We start from the raw sequence: 15,311 nt of genomic DNA on the forward strand, positions 1-15,311 counted from the left end.
TCGTATTGACAAATATATCACGCACAGCTAAATTAGCAACTATGAATATTGATGTTTTTAAAGATAAAGCGATTGCCGCATCCGATCTGCTCAAAATGATGGGCAGTGAACGACGCTTGATGATCCTGTGTCAATTGGGCAGAGGCGAAAAATCGGTCGGGGAATTAGAAAGCCTGATTGGTTTGAAACAATCTGCCCTATCACAACATCTTGCAAAACTCAGAGCACAGAAACTGGTCAAAACCAGACGAGAGTCTCAAACCATTTTCTATTCGTTGGCTTCTCGTGAAGTCGAACAGATTATCTTGACCTTGTACGGGCTTTATTGCCCAACGGATCAAAATGAGGATATATCCAATGACGATTGATCGCCTTGTAATGGCCTTTGCCGGCGGCGTTATTCTGCTGTCGCTTGCTTTGACTTTCTTTGTCCATCCCAATTTCTGGTGGCTGACGGCCTTCGTCGGGGCCAATATGTTTCAAGCCGCCTTTACAGGTTTTTGTCCCTTGGCAAAAATGCTGAAAAAGATCGGCGCACAACCCGGTGCGGCTTTCAACTAATCAGTCGACACTTACGGAGCAAAATTAGGCGTATCTTCTTCGATATCGTGGGGGTCCTGATGGATCAGGATTTCCGCGTCCGGGTACAATATCCGTAAAGACGCCGCCACTTCATCGGCAATTTCATGGCAATCACGCAAGGCCATGTCCCCATCCAGTTCCAGATGCAGTTGAATAAACTGTTGCGGACCGCTGGAACGCGTTCTTAAATCATGCATGCCGCTGACCCTGGCATGGGCGCGAACGCATTTTGCAATTTCCTTGCGTTCTTCATCCGGAAATTCCCGATCCATCAACAGATCAAAAGCATCCATTGCAATTTCGCGTACACTCCACAGAATGTAAGCGGCAATCACCCCGGCAATCAGCGGATCAAACCACAGCCATCCGGTATAGGCGGAAACGAGCAATGCCAGAATAACACCCGCATTCACCAGAATATCGGTCATATAGTGCAAAGAGTCTGCAGAAACCGCCACGGAACGGGTTTTGCGCACCACATAACGCTGAAAACTGACCAGCCCGATGGTCAACACGATCGACAGCACCATAACCACAATGCCCATATCGCTATTTTCAATGGCGCGCGGCTGGATAAATCGACGTCCGGTTTCCACAATCAAAAACAAGGCAGAGGCAAAAATAAAGCCCGACTGCATCAACCCGGCCAAAGGTTCTGCCTTGCCGTGACCAAAACGATGTTCGCGGTCCGCAGGTTGCAAGGCATAATGAACGGCAATCAAGTTGACCAATGACGCCCCGACATCCAGAACAGAATCAATCAAAGTCGACAACAGACTGACAGAATCCGTTGCCAGCCATGCGTAAAACTTCACCACAATCAGGATTGAGGCCACAGCCACGGACGCATAGGTCGCCAGACGCATCAAGCGCGGTTTATTCAGTTCTTCCGGGCTGATATTCACAATTCAATGGCCTTATCTGATTTTAATTAAGGGAATAAGCGCACCACGTCCCAGCCGTCATCTTTCATTTTATAAACAATACGGTCATGGAGTCGAAATTTTTGATCCGCCCAAAATTCAATTTGGCGTGGTTTAAGGCGGAAACCGGACCAAAAATCCGGGCGTGGAATTTCACCGATACCGAATTTCGCTGTATATTCAGCAACGCGTTTTTCCAGTTCCCAGCGCCCTTCCATTTCTTGTGATTGTTTAGACGCCCACGCCCCGATACGGCTGACACGCGCACGGCTTTGAAAATAAGCATCGGCCTCTTCTGCACTGACAGGTTCGATAGAACCTTCGACGCGGACCTGTTTGCGCAAGGATTTCCAATGCAAACACAAGGCTGCATTCGGGTTTTCATGTAATTCACCCGCTTTACGACTGCCAAGGTTGGTATAAAAGACAAACCCTTTATCATCAGCCCCTTTTAACAAAACCATACGGACAGAAGGAATGGCATCCTTGGTTGCCGTTGCCAAAGACATCGCAGTCGGGTCATTGATTTCAGTTTTTTCGGCCTCTGCCAGCCACTCATGGAACAAAGAAATGGGATTAGGGCTTTGCGTCACGGCTTTACTGTCCTAAATTATAAGAAACGATTAAAGGGTTCGCCCCTAATGAACGTCTTAGATAGGCGTTTGTCAACCCGCATGAAAGGTTAAAGATCATGTCTGTTTCCAAATTTGCTTGTGCAATTGCCGCCGTTTCCATGCTTGGTGCCTGTCAAACAACAATGGAAGACAATCCGAAACAAACCGTCGGCACCATCATCGGTGCGGTCGGCGGTGCCGTAATCGGGTCCAACCTTGGTAAGGGAAAAGGCAGTCTTGTCGGTGTCGCACTGGGCACATTAGCGGGCGCATGGCTTGGTAGTTCCATCGGTCAATCCATGGACGAGCTGGACCGCATGAAAATGGCAAACGCCACACAGGATGCGCTGGAACATAAATCCGTTGGACAAACATCCACGTGGTCCAACCCCGACACGGGCAATTCCGGTCGCATTACCCCGACAAAAACCTATTACGAACCGGGCGCAAAAGAACCGTGCCGCGAATACAGCAACACAGTCACCATTGACGGTCAGCTTGAAACCATAACCGGGACAGCCTGCCGCAGACCGGACGGAACATGGCGAACCGTTGACTAAAGTCGCAGAGCAGATTATTTATGCGCGAAAAATAAGCGGCATTACAGGATAGAGTCCGACGATGAAAGACCCATATAGAGTTCTTGGTATCCCCAAAGATTCAACAAAAATAGATATCAAAGCAGCCTATCGTAAACTCGCACGCCAGAACCATCCTGATTTGCATCAGGGCGACACCAAGGCCGAAGAACGTTTCAAGGAAATTCAGGCGGCCTATCAATTGCTGTCCGATGATGATAAGCGCAATCAATATGATCGTGGGCAGATCGACGCAGAAGGCAATCCGACCTTTCGTTCCGGTGGTTTTGGCGGTCAACGCCGTGGCGGCAATGCCGGTGGTTTTGGCGCAGGTGGCTTTCACGATATTTTCAAGGACTTTGCCAATCAGGCTCGTGGACAAAAAGCCAAGGGAGATCCCTTCGCTGATTTAGGACGCGGGTTCGGCGGCGGATTTGATTTTAGTGACGGCTTTGGTGATGAAACCCATCCACAAAGAAAAGGCGCAACGGTTAACTGCTGGCTGGAGCTGGATTTTGCAGAGGCCGCACGCGGGTGTAAAAAAACAGTTCGCTTGCCCACTGGCAAAGAACTGAGTGTCAATGTCCCTGCCGGTTTTGAAGACGGTCAATCCTTGCGTCTCAAAGGCCAAGGCATGCCGGGCTTAAACGGCGCCCCCAGTGGCGATGCGATGGTCGAAATCCATATCAAGCCGGACCCGATGTTTTCGCGCAAAGGCAACGATATTCATCTTGATTTACCCATTACCGTCCCCGAAGCGGTTATGGGCGCAAAAATTGAAGCCCCGACTATTGATGGTCCTGTACATGTCAAAGTCCCGGAACACGCCAATTCCGGTACAACCCTGCGCCTGCGTGGCAAAGGTATCAAAGCAAAGGATGGCACACGCGGCGATCAATATGTCAAATTGCGTGTCATGCTGCCGGAAAAATCCGACAAGGAATTCATTGAATTCGTCAAAAGCTGGTCAGAACGCAAACCGTACAGTGTGCGTGCAAAAAAATCCTGATTTTCCTTTAGATTTTAGATCCTAATCTATATGCTTCCATAAGTTATCTTATAAAGCTATGGATCGGTTTGATGCGCGCACTTCTTTCAATGTTTTTGCTTTTAGCTTTGTCCGCTTGCGTTAATAATTTTGACAAATATTATTCTGCAAACGGCACAACCCCAACACCGTATAACACTCTCCCGCCCTCCGGTGATATTAAGATTATCTCGGTCTCTCAAAAAAAAGGGAAAGAGACACTCTATAAAATGCTGGAAAATGGATACAGCTATATTGGAAACTCCAGTTTTAATGGAGAACTCGGTGACGAGACCCAATTAAAGGCAGTTGCGAAGAAAGTCGGGGCCGAACTGGTCGTTTATGCAACAGCCATGACGGATAAAGAATCCAAAACCTTCGCATTATCGACACCGGACACGCAAACAACTTATCATTCCGGCAGCTTTAACGATTATTCAAGCGGTTACTCCCCCACATATTATTCCGGGACCAGCACAACATATTCGTCCAAAACAACCTACATCCCCTATACTGTCACCAACTATGACCAAGAGGCCATGTTTTTTGCCAAGAAACGCCCCGGCGGCCTTGGGTTATATGTGCGCGACCTGACCAAAGAACAGCGTAAGCAGGTCAACAGCAATATGGGGGCTTTTGTAACGGTTGTTGTTAAAGATTCTTCTGCCTTTCGCGCCAATATCATGCAAGACGATATCCTGCTGGGTATTCGTGACGTTCCCATCAAAGATGCCCAACATTATGTCGAACTTGCCCGAAAGGAAATCGGGCAAAAGAAAGTTCCGATTACATTTTGGCGGGACGGGGAAATCTACACACTCTACGTCGATATTGACGACTACGACTTTTCTGATTTAAAACCTCAATCCTGATGGTTGAAATTTATGTCGATGCAGATGCCTGTCCGGTGAAGGATGAGGTTCTTAAAGTGGTCGCGAGACGAAATGTCAAAGTTCATTTCGTCTCCAACCAATGGCTTCGTTTGCCACAAAGCACACTGATCAACATTGTGGTCGCCCCACAAGGCCCTGACGAAGCCGACAACTGGATCGCAGAACATATTCAAGAGAACGATATCTGCATCACAGGGGATATCCCGCTGGCTGATCGTTGCATCAAAAAAGGGGCCGATGTCCTTGGACATAACGGCAAGACCTTTACACCAGACAGTATCGGGATGGCACTTGCCACACGGGATTTAATGACCCATCTGCGCGACATCGGTGAAATTGACGGGGGCGGCAATCGCCCCTTTTCAAAGAATGATCGCTCGCGTTTTTCCAGCACACTGGATACGTTGGTTCAAAAACGGCTTTAACGTGGGATTATTCCTGCCAGATAAATCCATCAAATGTATAGATTTCAGGGAAAATGCCGATTTCATAATACAACTGCGCAATTTGGCGAAATTTATCCGCCGTCACATTGCCCAGCTCAATCCCGTCTTTATACGCCAGCTTGCGTAATTCGTGTCCTTCGAAAATTAAGCTTTCAACCGATTTATTCTGCCCGTTGTAACTTTCTTTTATGACCTGAACCGTTTCCTCAATATGATTAAACGCATAAGCCCAGCCCATCAATGAAGCCTCGCGAAAGGCCTTTACACGTTTAGGGTTTTCGCGAATTTCACGCTCAGACGTAAACAGCAAATCACCATAATAAGCCTGCCCATAATCTTTCGGGGCAAAACTGTTAAAAGCAACTCCCTTTTCCTTCAGAATAAAGGGTTCATTTGACACATAGGATGCCATAGCATCCGTTTTACCGGTAATTAAATCATCCAGATTATAGCTGTGTTTTTGCCGGATAACATCAAAGGCACGCACCCCTTCTTGCTGCAACATACCCATTGTGGCTGCTGCCCCCAATTCATCAGGGGTAATCATAATCTTTCGTCCGATCAAATCGGATATATTTTCGATCCCCGTGTCTTTCCTTGTTAAAAGGATAGAAGGCGTATCCTGAAAGATCGCAGCCAACACGACAACGGGCTTCCCTTGAACACGTGTTGCCAAAAGCGACGAACGCCCCGTTCCGTAGGTTGCCTTTCCCGTCAAAACCTGTGCGACAACATCATGGGTTTCAAAGGTAAAAGGCTGTATGGAAACATCAAGGCCACGCTCACGATAAAACCCTTTTTCCTTCGCCATATAATATCCGGCAAACTGGAACTGATCCAACCACTGAAGTTTCAAGCTTACTTTTTCATATGCATGCCCTGTTGTACTTTGCAAAATACAGACAAACAGCAGCAAAAAGGCCCATTTAAAACGCATTTAATTTTCTTCGACGTAATGTTAATTTTTATTTCCTTAAAATGCATGATATTCAACCAAAAATCAACACATGCAAATAAGTAAATCAATCCAGAATATCGTACAATACCTTTTCCATCGCTTTCGTACGAGCCATTTCTGCCTCTTGAAGGGCTTGAGACGCCCGTGCGCCAATGGACGGGCTGTGAAGATCCAATCCTAAAACAGTGTAGAGCTCATTCAATTGCGCATTTTGCAAATCACGAGCCAGCACCCATTTATCATCCTGACTTAAAGCCACAAAACCAGCCTTTTCCAAGGCTTTCATCACAACAGAGGCCACATGCGTCCCTAATTCCCGATTTAAAATTTTGTCCGATAATGCGCCGCCTTTGACGTGCTGTTCTTTTAAAAGACGCAACGCATGCAACGCCGCCGCCATTTTGTCCGACGGTGAAATAATCTTTCCATTACGAAAAGCATTTCTCCCCCAGTCTTCCAACGTCGCCGTCAATAACGCCCCAATCAAGACCACCGCCCATGTGAGATACATCCAGATGAGAAAAATGGGGATCGTTGCCAAGACGCCATAGATCGCCTGATAGGACGGAAAATGAGAAACGTAAAGCCCAAATAATTTCTTTAAAACCGCAAAAAAGAAACCCGCTGTCACCCCACCGATAATGCCGTTTCGAAAAGAAATTGTCCGATTGGGCACAAAGACATAAAAAAACGTCAACGCCGCCATCATCATTAGGTTGGGCAGGATCACACTGGCAAATGACGATACATTGATCCCGCCGACACCGCTGACGTCCACCCAGTTGGTCAAGGCATAGAAGTATGTCGATAAGGACAAGCTTGCCCCCATTAACAGCGGTCCCAATGTCATCAAGGCCCAAAACATCAGCAAACGTGAGACAAAGGGGCGTTTTTCGCGGACCCTGAAAATTCGGTTCATGGCATCTTCGATTGTGGACAGCAACATAATCGCCGTCACCCCCAAACCAACGATCCCTACCGTTGTCATACCGCCGGTTTTTTCAGTAAAGGTTTGCAGATATTTTGCAACCGCATCGCCGGCTGCAGGGACGAAGTTTTCAAACACATAGGCTTGTAATTGATGTTGCACCCCGTCAAAAGCCGGGAATGCCGCAAAAATTGCAAAACTGATCGCCATCAACGGCACCAGTGATAACAAAGAAGTATAACTGAGAGACGCTGCAATACGCAGACATTGGTCTTCCCCGAAGCGACGCAGGATTAACGACCAGATTTGGGCGAGATTTGTCATATCGAACGACGTTTTTTGAGATGCGTCCATTTTTTGTTACCGACTGTTACTAAAAACTTTAAAATTGTGACGAGAGAATTCTTTCCCCTTTGCTGATAATATCCTATACAAAGTTCAAAGAATTATTGAAGCTTTCTTTGAAAAAAGGCAAAAAGAGCTTCAATTATCATAGTTACAGAAGTTTGAAGTGAGGATGTCATGACTGTGCCTGCGCTTATGGCTGGTAAAAAAGGCCTGATTATGGGAGTCGCCAACGAGCGTTCAATCGCTTGGGGCATTACAAAAGCACTGAGAGAACAAGGTGCTGAACTGGCTTTCACCTATCAAGGCGATGCGTTACTCAAACGCGTTGCGCCCTTGGCCGAGTCTGTTGGTTCCAACATTATGCTGCCGTGCGATGTCACCGATCAAGACAGTATTGATGCCGTTTTCGACACACTTGAAGAAAAATGGGGCAAACTGGACTTTGTTCTTCACGGAATCGCCTATTCCGATAAATCAGAACTCAAAGGTCGTTACGTGGATACAAGCCGCGACAACTTCCTGCAAACGATGGATATCTCGTGTTTCTCTTTCACAGCTGTTGCCAAACGTGCCGCAGCGATGATGAACGAAGGCGGCTCCCTCGTCACTCTGACCTATTACGGATCCGAACGTGTGACACCACATTACAACGTCATGGGCGTTGCCAAGGCCGCGTTGGAAGCCTCTGTTCGTTATCTAGCAGAAGACCTTGGCAAAGATAAAATCCGTGTCAATGCCTTGTCTGCAGGTCCGATGAAAACACTGGCGGCCAGCGGGATCGGCGATTTCCGTTATATCCTGAAATGGAACGAATTAAACTCCCCACTTCGTCGCAACGTCACCTTGGAAGACGTCGGCGGTGCCGGCCTTTACCTGCTGTCCAATCTGTCTTCCGGTGTCACAGGGGAAACCCATCACGTTGATTGCGGGTATCACATCGTCGGGATGAAGGCGGTGGACGCCCCCGATATTGCGACTTCTTAAACGATCAAAAGGCCAAATAAATGTCCGGTAACCGTTTCGGTCACGTTTTCAGCTTCACCACTTTCGGCGAAAGCCACGGTCCCGCCATTGGCTGCGTTGTCGATGGCGTGCCTTCGCAAATTGAGCTTAAGGAAGAAGACATTCAAGTCTGGTTGGAAAAACGTAAACCCGGTACCAGCCGTTTTACCACACAGCGCAAAGAACCGGACGAGGTTCGCATCCTCTCCGGTGTGTTTGAAGGGAAAACAACCGGCACATCCATTGGTCTGGAAATCATCAATACGGATCAACGATCCAAAGACTACGGCGAGATCAAAGATAAATTCCGTCCCGGTCACGCCGATTATACCTATTGGGAAAAATACGGTATCCGCGATTACCGTGGTGGTGGACGATCCAGCGCACGCGAAACCGCCATGCGGGTTGCTGCCGGTGCCATTGCGCGCAAAGTCTTAGGCGACGCGATTGACATTAAAGGCTATCTGGTTCAAATCGGCCCGCATAAAATTGATCGCAGCCGTTTTGATTGGGCAGAAATTGACAACAACCCCTTCTTCTGCCCTGACCCGGTTATGGCAAAAGATTGGGAAACCTATCTGGATGGCATCCGCAAGGACGGTTCCTCCATCGGGGCGGTTCTTGAAATCGTTGCCAAAGGCGTTCCCGTTGGTTGGGGGCAACCGGTTTATGACAAACTGGATGCAGATCTCGCCAAGGCTATGATGTCGATCAATGCGGTCAAAGGTGTCGAAATTGGTGACGGTTTTGATGCCGCTAGCCTGAATGGTGTAGAAAATGCCGACGAAATCCGCATGGGGAAAGATGGCAAACCTGTTTTTCTATCCAACCATGCAGGTGGGATCTTGGGCGGTATTTCCAGCGGACAGGACATTGTTGTACGTGTGGCCATTAAACCCACCAGCTCCATTCTGGTGGAACGTAAAACCATCGACATTCACGGTAACGAATGTAACCTGATCACCAAAGGGCGCCATGATCCTTGCGTCGGTATTCGCGGTGTGCCTGTGGCCGAAGCCATGATGGCCTGCGTTCTGGCCGATCATATGATGTTGCACCGCGCCCAGCAGGGTTAAGTCCTGTGGCTGGGGCGGGCCTTTTTCAAAAAACGCGACAGGCCTATCGCCTGTTCTACCCGTTGGCGGCACTCCACGCTGCGCTTTCCATTCCCCTCTGGATCATCAGTTATCTGGGGCTTGTGGACTTGAGCCTAAGTGCACAGGATCATGCCCATGAGATGATTTTCGGTTTTGCACTTGCCGTTATGACCGGATTTTTGCTGAACGGTGTCAAAAAGATTAATCTGGTCTTTTTAACTGTCCTGTGGATGGCGGGGCGGATCGCTTTATTTTTTCCAGACCTCCCCGCTTTACTCACGGCAGCCCTTTATATTTCCTTCCCGGTTTTACTCGCTATACTGGCCGCTGTTCCGTTATTCAAGAATGCGAAAAGCTGGCGCAATCTGGCTTTTGCCCCGATTTTGACCGCCTTCACCATCGGTGAAACACTTTTCCAACTCGGGCAAATAGGTATCTGGGACTTAGGCGAAGAACGCGGCCTGATCTTTGGGCTCAACCTGATTTGTGCGATGGTTTATATGATGGGCGGACGTGTGGTCACCGCTGTCACCAATGGGGCGATGCAAGCTTTTGACGATCATTTAAAACCCGGTGCGCAATCCTATTGGGAAGAAAAGGGATTTTTTGTTCTCCTCATCCTTGTGGTTGGCGACTTAAGCGGTCTGAATTTTCTCTCTGTCGCGGGTGGCCTCGCCTTAAGCTTTTGTCTCATCATGCGTCTTTACCACTGGCAGGTCTTCCGCCTTTGTCGTAACCCGCAATGTCTTTGGCTTCATATCGGATTTGCGTGGTTGTTGATTGGAATTGTCTTGCGCACAATGGGGCAGGTTTTAAATGCTCCCTATTCCATCCTTGGTATCCACACAATTACCATTGCTGCCCTTGGCACCTTGACCCTGACCATTATGTGCCGCACCACTCAACAACGTCTGCGCATAAAAATCCATATTCCGCCTGCTTTGCTATGGATGCTCGCATTCTTAAATCTTTCCGTTGTCACCCGCTTACTGATGGAAATTGTTGATATAGCCCCTTGGGCCTTGATCTCTGCTGCATCCTATAGCATTGGGTTCATCTTATTCTTTATCTGGATCATGCGGCAATTTTCCCTAAACTCTCCCAAGTAAACCAGCCCTACTAAAACACTTATAAATAGAATAACAATGATGTATAATTGTATAATAATTATAAAAAACATCATTTGGAAATAAAGGTTAGGGAGCGAAAAATGTTGCGAAAAGCATTACTTCGCAATAGTGCTATTTGTACTGTTGCATTTTATCTATCTGGTTGTGCTCTGTTTGAGCCTGTCGACACACCTATTTCAAAAAATTTAGACCTGTTGTCAAATACACCAAGTCCTGCACACCTCATTTGCACGAACACATCATTATCCACCGATCAACTCTCCTTAAATGATTTTTACCACACGGATAGCTGTCTCGCTTTTGCCGATACACTGATTGCCTGGAAAAGCTATCGCAATGCGGCTGATGATTTGACAAATGCACAATCTATGTTGAATGTCGGGGTTTTGGGCTTAGCTGCCGCAACAATTTGGGCTGCAGTCACAGAAACATCAACGGACAATATCGCCCGTTTTGGCATCGGTTCAGCCGTTCTTTATTCAGGCTCTCGCATTCTCGCCCCGGAACAACGCCGAAAAATTTATCGAACGGGGGCCAAGGCTGCCGCCTGCATCATGCGTCGGGCAAATGGATTACTCACGGACCCTGTTGTACCTTATTATATAAAAATCGATGCGCTATCTACTGAATATGACAAACTAAATAACGAGATCACTGGTTTCAAAACGAAAAACCCTGATTATCCCTCCCTTATTATAACGGCACGCAACATTGAGCTTGAACTGCTAAAGCTCAAACCGGTCTTAAACAATAGTAAAAACATTATTGATCAGCATAAAGACAAACTCTCTAAAGCCGCTGCCGAGATTACCCAGAAGTTGATTGAATTGGACGACAATATACGCGAATTGCTTGATGAGACTTTGCCCAACCCAAGCACCGTTTTCGACACAGTTCAACAAAGTTCAATGCGATATCTTAGCGATGCCACATCGCTTTATGGCTTCGTCAGTCAGCAGATAGATACGACAGAAGTTTCGACGCCTGTACCCCTTAATTCTGACGTTGATCAGGACGAACCTCCTACTAGAGAGAAGTACAACGAAGCCCAAGAAGCAAAGCAAAAGCTTGCCCAAGCTCACCATGACATCACAACCTTGGTAGAAACTCATAATTTACTGAAAAATCGCATTGCCAATATTCAAGACGGACTCGCAAATGCTCTTAAGAAATCAGCCCCCTTTAACTTTGCGGATTGTGAAAACCTTGGCGGGCCAAAGGCCTTAACCTTGTCAGAAAAAGAAATCAGTCTTGTGGTTGGTGAGACACGCCATGTTTCCGTATTTGGCGGTAAATCACCTGTTCGCACCACCATGACCAAACGCCCAAGCGGGCTCACTTTCCAACGCAGCATCAATCGTGATGGCGATACAGAGTTTGCCGTTACATGGAAGGGCAATCGAAACGATTATGGCACATACCCCGTGCATATCTTTGATGATCGCGGCGCGAACGATACCCTAAACGTGAAACTTGTTGCCGGGATTAGTATGAGTGTAACGCCCGAAAGCCTGACACCTGCCAATAATAGCTTCACTCTCTCCATCAACGGTGAACCAAACACCGAATACAAGCTGCATTATCAAGGAACAATAACACCAGCACCAACATTGGCAACCGGTCAATCAAAGGTGGAAATCAACACCCATAAACAAACATTTACAATCAACAACCTTAATCAATATCCAGACCAAACAACCCTAGCCTTTGTGTTGGTCAGCGATAAAGGCCACAGCGCCGCTTTTCAACTCATTGTAAAAACTAAATAATTTTTACCCGGCATAGATTGATTATGCCGGGTATTATTTTTTCTTTTCTTTTGTCTGACAAATATGATAATACTTTGTTCATATAACAAACAATATGTAAACCGAACATAAGTAACAGGAGGAAAACATGCCGCAACCCGATCATATCGTAAAAGTGGCCCTGCCCGATCAAACCAAACTGGATGACGACATTCAGACGTATTTCGCAAAATGCGAAGAAAAGCTAGGAATGGTGCCCAACGTCCTGCGGGCCTTTACATTTAACGCTGATAAATTTCGCACCTTCAGTAAATTCTACAACCAATTGATGCTTGGCGATTCTGTTTTAACCAAATTGGAACGCGAGATGATTGCCGTTGTCGTATCCAGCTGCAATCGTTGTTATTATTGCCTTGTTGCCCACGGTCAAACCGTGCGCGAACTCTCAGGTGATCCGCAACTGGGTGAAATGCTGGTGATGAATTATAGAATCGCGGAGCTTGATAAAAAACAGCGTACAATGCTCGACTATGCATGGAAATTGACAGCCACCCCCCATGATATTTGTGACGAGGACCGTGCGGCCCTTAAACAAGTCGGATGGGGAGATGATGCCATTTGCGACATTACGGATGTTACCGCATTTTTCAATTATACCAATAGGATGGCACACGGTTTAGATATGATCCCAAATCCTGAATACCATGGCCTGTCCCGTTAGAAAACCCCGACGCGTCTCTGTCATAAGATCGTAACTTATAATTATTACAATTTATATTGACAGAGTAGAAGAGTCGGATTAATAATGGTCTCACTAAGTTGATGATATCTGATTTCGTCATGAATGAAGATTGAGACAGCCACGTTTCCTACCGTCTCGGGCGACTTCCCCCCCTGTTCCTACCCCCACGCCCGGGACGGTTTTTCTTTTTCCCATTTTCTGATACATAGAAGCCCTGACCAATAAGGGCTATATTACTATGAGCGAATTTGCTTCCATCATTCTTCATGCAGGACGCGCCGGTGTCGAACTCGCGCTTTTTGTTTTATTGCCTGTTATGATCGTTATGCTTAGCATAATGCGTCTTTTGGAAGCCAAAGGTCTGTTGGACCGTCTCGTTAACATTGTTGCCCCTATATTACGTCCCTTTGGGTTGCCCGGCCTTGGCGTCTTTGCCATGATACAGGTTCTGTTCGTCAGTTTTGCCGCCCCTATGGCCACCCTCGCCATGATGGATAAGGGTGGCTCGCCACGACGTCATATTGCTGCGACACTCGCTATGGTATTGGGAATGGCACAGGCCAATGTAGTCTTTCCAATGGCGGCCCTTGGTCTGAATGCACCGATCACAATGGGCGTTTCTGCTATATGTGGCCTGATCGGCGCTGCCTTGACCTATCACGTATTTGCGCGAAATCTACCAGACCGCGACGATGACAACCCCATGATCGTCAAACATAAAGATGCCGATGGCCCAAAAGGCGTCCTTGATGTCATCAATAAGGCCGGCGCCGAAGCCTTAAAAATCACGGTCGGTGCGATTCCGATGCTGGTCCTTGCCCTCGTCTTTGTATCCATCATGCGCGAAGCCGGTGTTATGACCTTTCTTGAGGAGGCACTTACCCCGCTTCTCAATACCCTTAACTTACCCGGCAGCGTCATCATGGCAACCATCAGTAAATATATCGCGGGCGGAACCGCAATGATGGGCGTTGTAAAAGATTTTTTAGATCAAGGCCAAATCACCATTCAGGAAGTCAACCGATTGGCAGGCTTTCTCATTCACCCCTACGATGTCGCCGGGATTGCTGTTCTCATTTCTGCCGGTCAACGGGTCGCAGAAGTTTTAAAACCCGCTTTGCTTGGTGCTGCAATCGCCATTATATTGCGCAGCCTCATTCACGGGTTTCTCTTTTAAACGGAAATATTGACAGAAAGCTGAACCGTTAAAACATTGCTTTGTATATTTGCGAGTTCCGTATCGACATCACCCAACGATTCTTCCGCAGATTTGATATCATCATTATCTTCATTGCGACCTTTACCCTTATTCTCTAATTCAAGCTGGCGTTTTACAATCTCAATAAGGGATTTTAACTGCTGTTTCACATTCCGGACAGCATCCATAAACTCTCGATCCTCTTTTGTGCGAGAAAGTTGTTCAGCCTGTTTTTCAGCAATGCCCATCAACTCGGCTTTTAGTTTTTCTTTCTCTTCTGTTTGTGTCTGCTCTTTTTGTCCCTGCGCGCTATCTTGTGAAGGATTGTTTTTGCCTTCCTCACCCTGTGATGTTGTCGGAACAGAGTTTGCACCAGATACGGTTGCTGTATCTGCCGTTGATGCAGCCGCTTGCGCCTGCCCGCCCGTTGATGCAGCCGCTTGCGCATTTGCACCCGCTGCATCCCCGCCTGAGGCTGCAGCAGTTCCTCCGCCTGCAGCCGCGGCTCCGGTCAATGCAGAACTCGACGTACTCGCACCACCATATGCTTTGACAGCAGCCGCCAACTCCTTTGATAACTGGGCAAGACGTCGGGCAACCGCTTTGGGGTTGATACGTGCCATCATCATCAACATGGCAATTTCTTGCTTGATTTCTTCGATCTTCTGCCGTGCACGATCTTTTTCGGCATCACGGGCCCTGTCAACAGCCGTGCGCATTTTCCTCAGTGCTTCGCTTTCATTACGGCGTTGTTCTTCAAGTTTTTGCGCTAACTTCGCATCTTCCAATGCCTGTTTTAATTTTTTTACGATTGCCTCATCTTTATCCAGACGAGCAATCAGGCTTGATGCCTTGTCGAACTGGCGCTTGGATATATGATTGGAAATTGACGCAAGGGTCGTGGCGAAACTGTCGCCTCCCTTGTTAGAAAGATGAGTCTTTGTTCGCGCCTCCCCAGCCAATGTAGAGAGCGCATTTGTCGCTACCGTATTCATAATTTTCTCCTTTCTGGAGCCCTCGATGAATTCTCTCACCGATAGGTAGTTTACTACAAAGCTTTCTCCCGATCAAAATAGAACAACTCAAAACAATTTGAG

The 15,311-nt window shown here is 47.3% G+C and carries 17 protein-coding genes; 12 read left to right on the top strand and 5 right to left on the bottom strand.

The annotated features are described in order from the left end of the window. Nucleotides 1–41 precede the first annotated feature (41 nt). Nucleotides 42–368, top strand: a complete 327-nt coding sequence (locus ACN0VA_RS07050; RefSeq protein WP_417820470.1) for an ArsR/SmtB family transcription factor — start codon at nucleotides 42–44, stop codon at nucleotides 366–368. Further along, a complete protein-coding gene (locus ACN0VA_RS07055; protein ID WP_188662952.1) occupies nucleotides 358–561 on the top strand; it encodes a YgaP family membrane protein in 204 nt (67 codons plus the stop codon). Before ACN0VA_RS07050 ends, ACN0VA_RS07055 begins: the two co-directional genes overlap by 11 nt. Before the next feature lie 11 nt (nucleotides 562–572). Here the strand turns inward: ACN0VA_RS07055 and ACN0VA_RS07060 are convergent, their stop codons facing one another. Together ACN0VA_RS07060 and pdxH are read right to left on the bottom strand one after the other, a co-directional pair. Then, nucleotides 573–1,487 carry a cation diffusion facilitator family transporter gene (locus tag ACN0VA_RS07060; protein ID WP_417820471.1) on the bottom strand — a complete coding sequence of 305 codons (915 nt, stop codon included), beginning with the start codon at nucleotides 1,485–1,487 and terminating at the stop codon, nucleotides 573–575. A gap of 26 nt (nucleotides 1,488–1,513) precedes the next feature. Continuing rightward, nucleotides 1,514–2,098: a pyridoxamine 5'-phosphate oxidase gene (gene pdxH / locus ACN0VA_RS07065; RefSeq protein WP_417820472.1), complete on the bottom strand. Its 585-nt coding sequence runs from the start codon at nucleotides 2,096–2,098 to the stop codon at nucleotides 1,514–1,516. A gap of 98 nt (nucleotides 2,099–2,196) precedes the next feature. Between pdxH and ACN0VA_RS07070 the strand changes: the two genes are divergently transcribed. From ACN0VA_RS07070 to ACN0VA_RS07085, 4 genes are all read left to right on the top strand, one after another. Beyond that, nucleotides 2,197–2,679, top strand: coding sequence for an RT0821/Lpp0805 family surface protein (locus tag ACN0VA_RS07070; protein ID WP_417820473.1), 483 nt, complete (start codon nucleotides 2,197–2,199; stop codon nucleotides 2,677–2,679). 61 nt (nucleotides 2,680–2,740) lie between these two features. Next, on the top strand, nucleotides 2,741–3,706 hold the full coding sequence (locus ACN0VA_RS07075; protein ID WP_417820474.1) for a DnaJ C-terminal domain-containing protein: 966 nt from the start codon (nucleotides 2,741–2,743) through the stop codon (nucleotides 3,704–3,706). Between the two features lie 71 nt (nucleotides 3,707–3,777). Further along, nucleotides 3,778–4,596 (top strand): PDZ domain-containing protein, encoded by an 819-nt coding sequence (locus ACN0VA_RS07080; RefSeq protein ID WP_417820475.1) that lies wholly within the window; start codon nucleotides 3,778–3,780, stop codon nucleotides 4,594–4,596. Further along, nucleotides 4,596–5,042 carry a YaiI/YqxD family protein gene (locus ACN0VA_RS07085; RefSeq protein WP_417820476.1) on the top strand — a complete coding sequence of 149 codons (447 nt, stop codon included), beginning with the start codon at nucleotides 4,596–4,598 and terminating at the stop codon, nucleotides 5,040–5,042. The genes ACN0VA_RS07080 and ACN0VA_RS07085 overlap by 1 nt, the downstream gene beginning before the upstream one ends. A gap of 7 nt (nucleotides 5,043–5,049) precedes the next feature. Here the strand turns inward: ACN0VA_RS07085 and ACN0VA_RS07090 are convergent, their stop codons facing one another. After that, nucleotides 5,050–6,000, bottom strand: a complete 951-nt coding sequence (locus ACN0VA_RS07090; RefSeq protein ID WP_417820477.1) for an ABC transporter substrate-binding protein — start codon at nucleotides 5,998–6,000, stop codon at nucleotides 5,050–5,052. An 85-nt stretch (nucleotides 6,001–6,085) separates the two neighbouring features. After that, on the bottom strand, nucleotides 6,086–7,303 hold the full coding sequence (locus ACN0VA_RS07095) for a YihY family inner membrane protein (RefSeq protein WP_417820478.1): 1,218 nt from the start codon (nucleotides 7,301–7,303) through the stop codon (nucleotides 6,086–6,088). 168 nt (nucleotides 7,304–7,471) lie between these two features. On the opposite strand from ACN0VA_RS07095, the gene fabI reads away from it, so the two are divergent. The 6 genes from fabI to ACN0VA_RS07125 all read left to right on the top strand — a co-directional run bounded on the left by fabI (nucleotide 7,472) and on the right by ACN0VA_RS07125 (nucleotide 14,193). Next, a complete protein-coding gene (fabI, locus tag ACN0VA_RS07100; protein ID WP_417820479.1) occupies nucleotides 7,472–8,281 on the top strand; it encodes an enoyl-ACP reductase FabI in 810 nt (269 codons plus the stop codon). Between the two features lie 20 nt (nucleotides 8,282–8,301). Continuing rightward, the gene (aroC, locus tag ACN0VA_RS07105; RefSeq protein ID WP_417820480.1) at nucleotides 8,302–9,375 is read left to right on the top strand and encodes a chorismate synthase; all 1,074 of its coding nucleotides are present in this window, start codon (nucleotides 8,302–8,304) and stop codon (nucleotides 9,373–9,375) included. A 5-nt stretch (nucleotides 9,376–9,380) separates the two neighbouring features. Then, nucleotides 9,381–10,505: an NnrS family protein gene (locus ACN0VA_RS07110; protein WP_417820481.1), complete on the top strand. Its 1,125-nt coding sequence runs from the start codon at nucleotides 9,381–9,383 to the stop codon at nucleotides 10,503–10,505. Nucleotides 10,506–10,552: 47 nt separating this feature from the next. After that, nucleotides 10,553–12,295, top strand: a complete 1,743-nt coding sequence (locus tag ACN0VA_RS07115) for a hypothetical protein (protein WP_417820482.1) — start codon at nucleotides 10,553–10,555, stop codon at nucleotides 12,293–12,295. Nucleotides 12,296–12,422: 127 nt separating this feature from the next. Beyond that, nucleotides 12,423–12,995, top strand: a complete 573-nt coding sequence (locus ACN0VA_RS07120) for a peroxidase-related enzyme (RefSeq protein WP_417820483.1) — start codon at nucleotides 12,423–12,425, stop codon at nucleotides 12,993–12,995. A gap of 259 nt (nucleotides 12,996–13,254) precedes the next feature. Beyond that, nucleotides 13,255–14,193 (top strand): nucleoside recognition domain-containing protein, encoded by a 939-nt coding sequence (locus ACN0VA_RS07125; protein WP_417820484.1) that lies wholly within the window; start codon nucleotides 13,255–13,257, stop codon nucleotides 14,191–14,193. Here ACN0VA_RS07125 and ACN0VA_RS07130 read toward each other — a convergent pair. Then, the gene (locus ACN0VA_RS07130) at nucleotides 14,190–15,209 is read right to left on the bottom strand and encodes a hypothetical protein (protein WP_417820485.1); all 1,020 of its coding nucleotides are present in this window, start codon (nucleotides 15,207–15,209) and stop codon (nucleotides 14,190–14,192) included. The two genes, ACN0VA_RS07125 and ACN0VA_RS07130, sit on opposite strands and share 4 nt — an antisense overlap. Between the last annotated feature and the right edge of the window lie 102 nt (nucleotides 15,210–15,311).

Origin of the sequence: Terasakiella sp. (assembly GCF_048267425.1) — a bacterium.
Classification (GTDB): Bacteria; Pseudomonadota; Alphaproteobacteria; order Rhodospirillales; family Terasakiellaceae; genus Terasakiella.

Coding starts and splice junctions, on each gene's coding strand:
- ACN0VA_RS07050 (WP_417820470.1), top strand. CDS start 42: ATGAATATTGATGTTTTTAAAGATAAAGCGATTGCCGCATCCGATCTG.
- ACN0VA_RS07055 (WP_188662952.1), top strand. CDS start 358: ATGACGATTGATCGCCTTGTAATGGCCTTTGCCGGCGGCGTTATTCTG.
- ACN0VA_RS07070 (WP_417820473.1), top strand. CDS start 2,197: ATGTCTGTTTCCAAATTTGCTTGTGCAATTGCCGCCGTTTCCATGCTT.
- ACN0VA_RS07075 (WP_417820474.1), top strand. CDS start 2,741: ATGAAAGACCCATATAGAGTTCTTGGTATCCCCAAAGATTCAACAAAA.
- ACN0VA_RS07080 (WP_417820475.1), top strand. CDS start 3,778: ATGCGCGCACTTCTTTCAATGTTTTTGCTTTTAGCTTTGTCCGCTTGC.
- ACN0VA_RS07085 (WP_417820476.1), top strand. CDS start 4,596: ATGGTTGAAATTTATGTCGATGCAGATGCCTGTCCGGTGAAGGATGAG.
- ACN0VA_RS07090 (WP_417820477.1), bottom strand. CDS start 6,000: ATGCGTTTTAAATGGGCCTTTTTGCTGCTGTTTGTCTGTATTTTGCAA.
- ACN0VA_RS07095 (WP_417820478.1), bottom strand. CDS start 7,303: ATGGACGCATCTCAAAAAACGTCGTTCGATATGACAAATCTCGCCCAA.
- fabI (WP_417820479.1), top strand. CDS start 7,472: ATGACTGTGCCTGCGCTTATGGCTGGTAAAAAAGGCCTGATTATGGGA.
- aroC (WP_417820480.1), top strand. CDS start 8,302: ATGTCCGGTAACCGTTTCGGTCACGTTTTCAGCTTCACCACTTTCGGC.
- ACN0VA_RS07120 (WP_417820483.1), top strand. CDS start 12,423: ATGCCGCAACCCGATCATATCGTAAAAGTGGCCCTGCCCGATCAAACC.
- ACN0VA_RS07125 (WP_417820484.1), top strand. CDS start 13,255: ATGAGCGAATTTGCTTCCATCATTCTTCATGCAGGACGCGCCGGTGTC.
- ACN0VA_RS07130 (WP_417820485.1), bottom strand. CDS start 15,209: ATGAATACGGTAGCGACAAATGCGCTCTCTACATTGGCTGGGGAGGCG.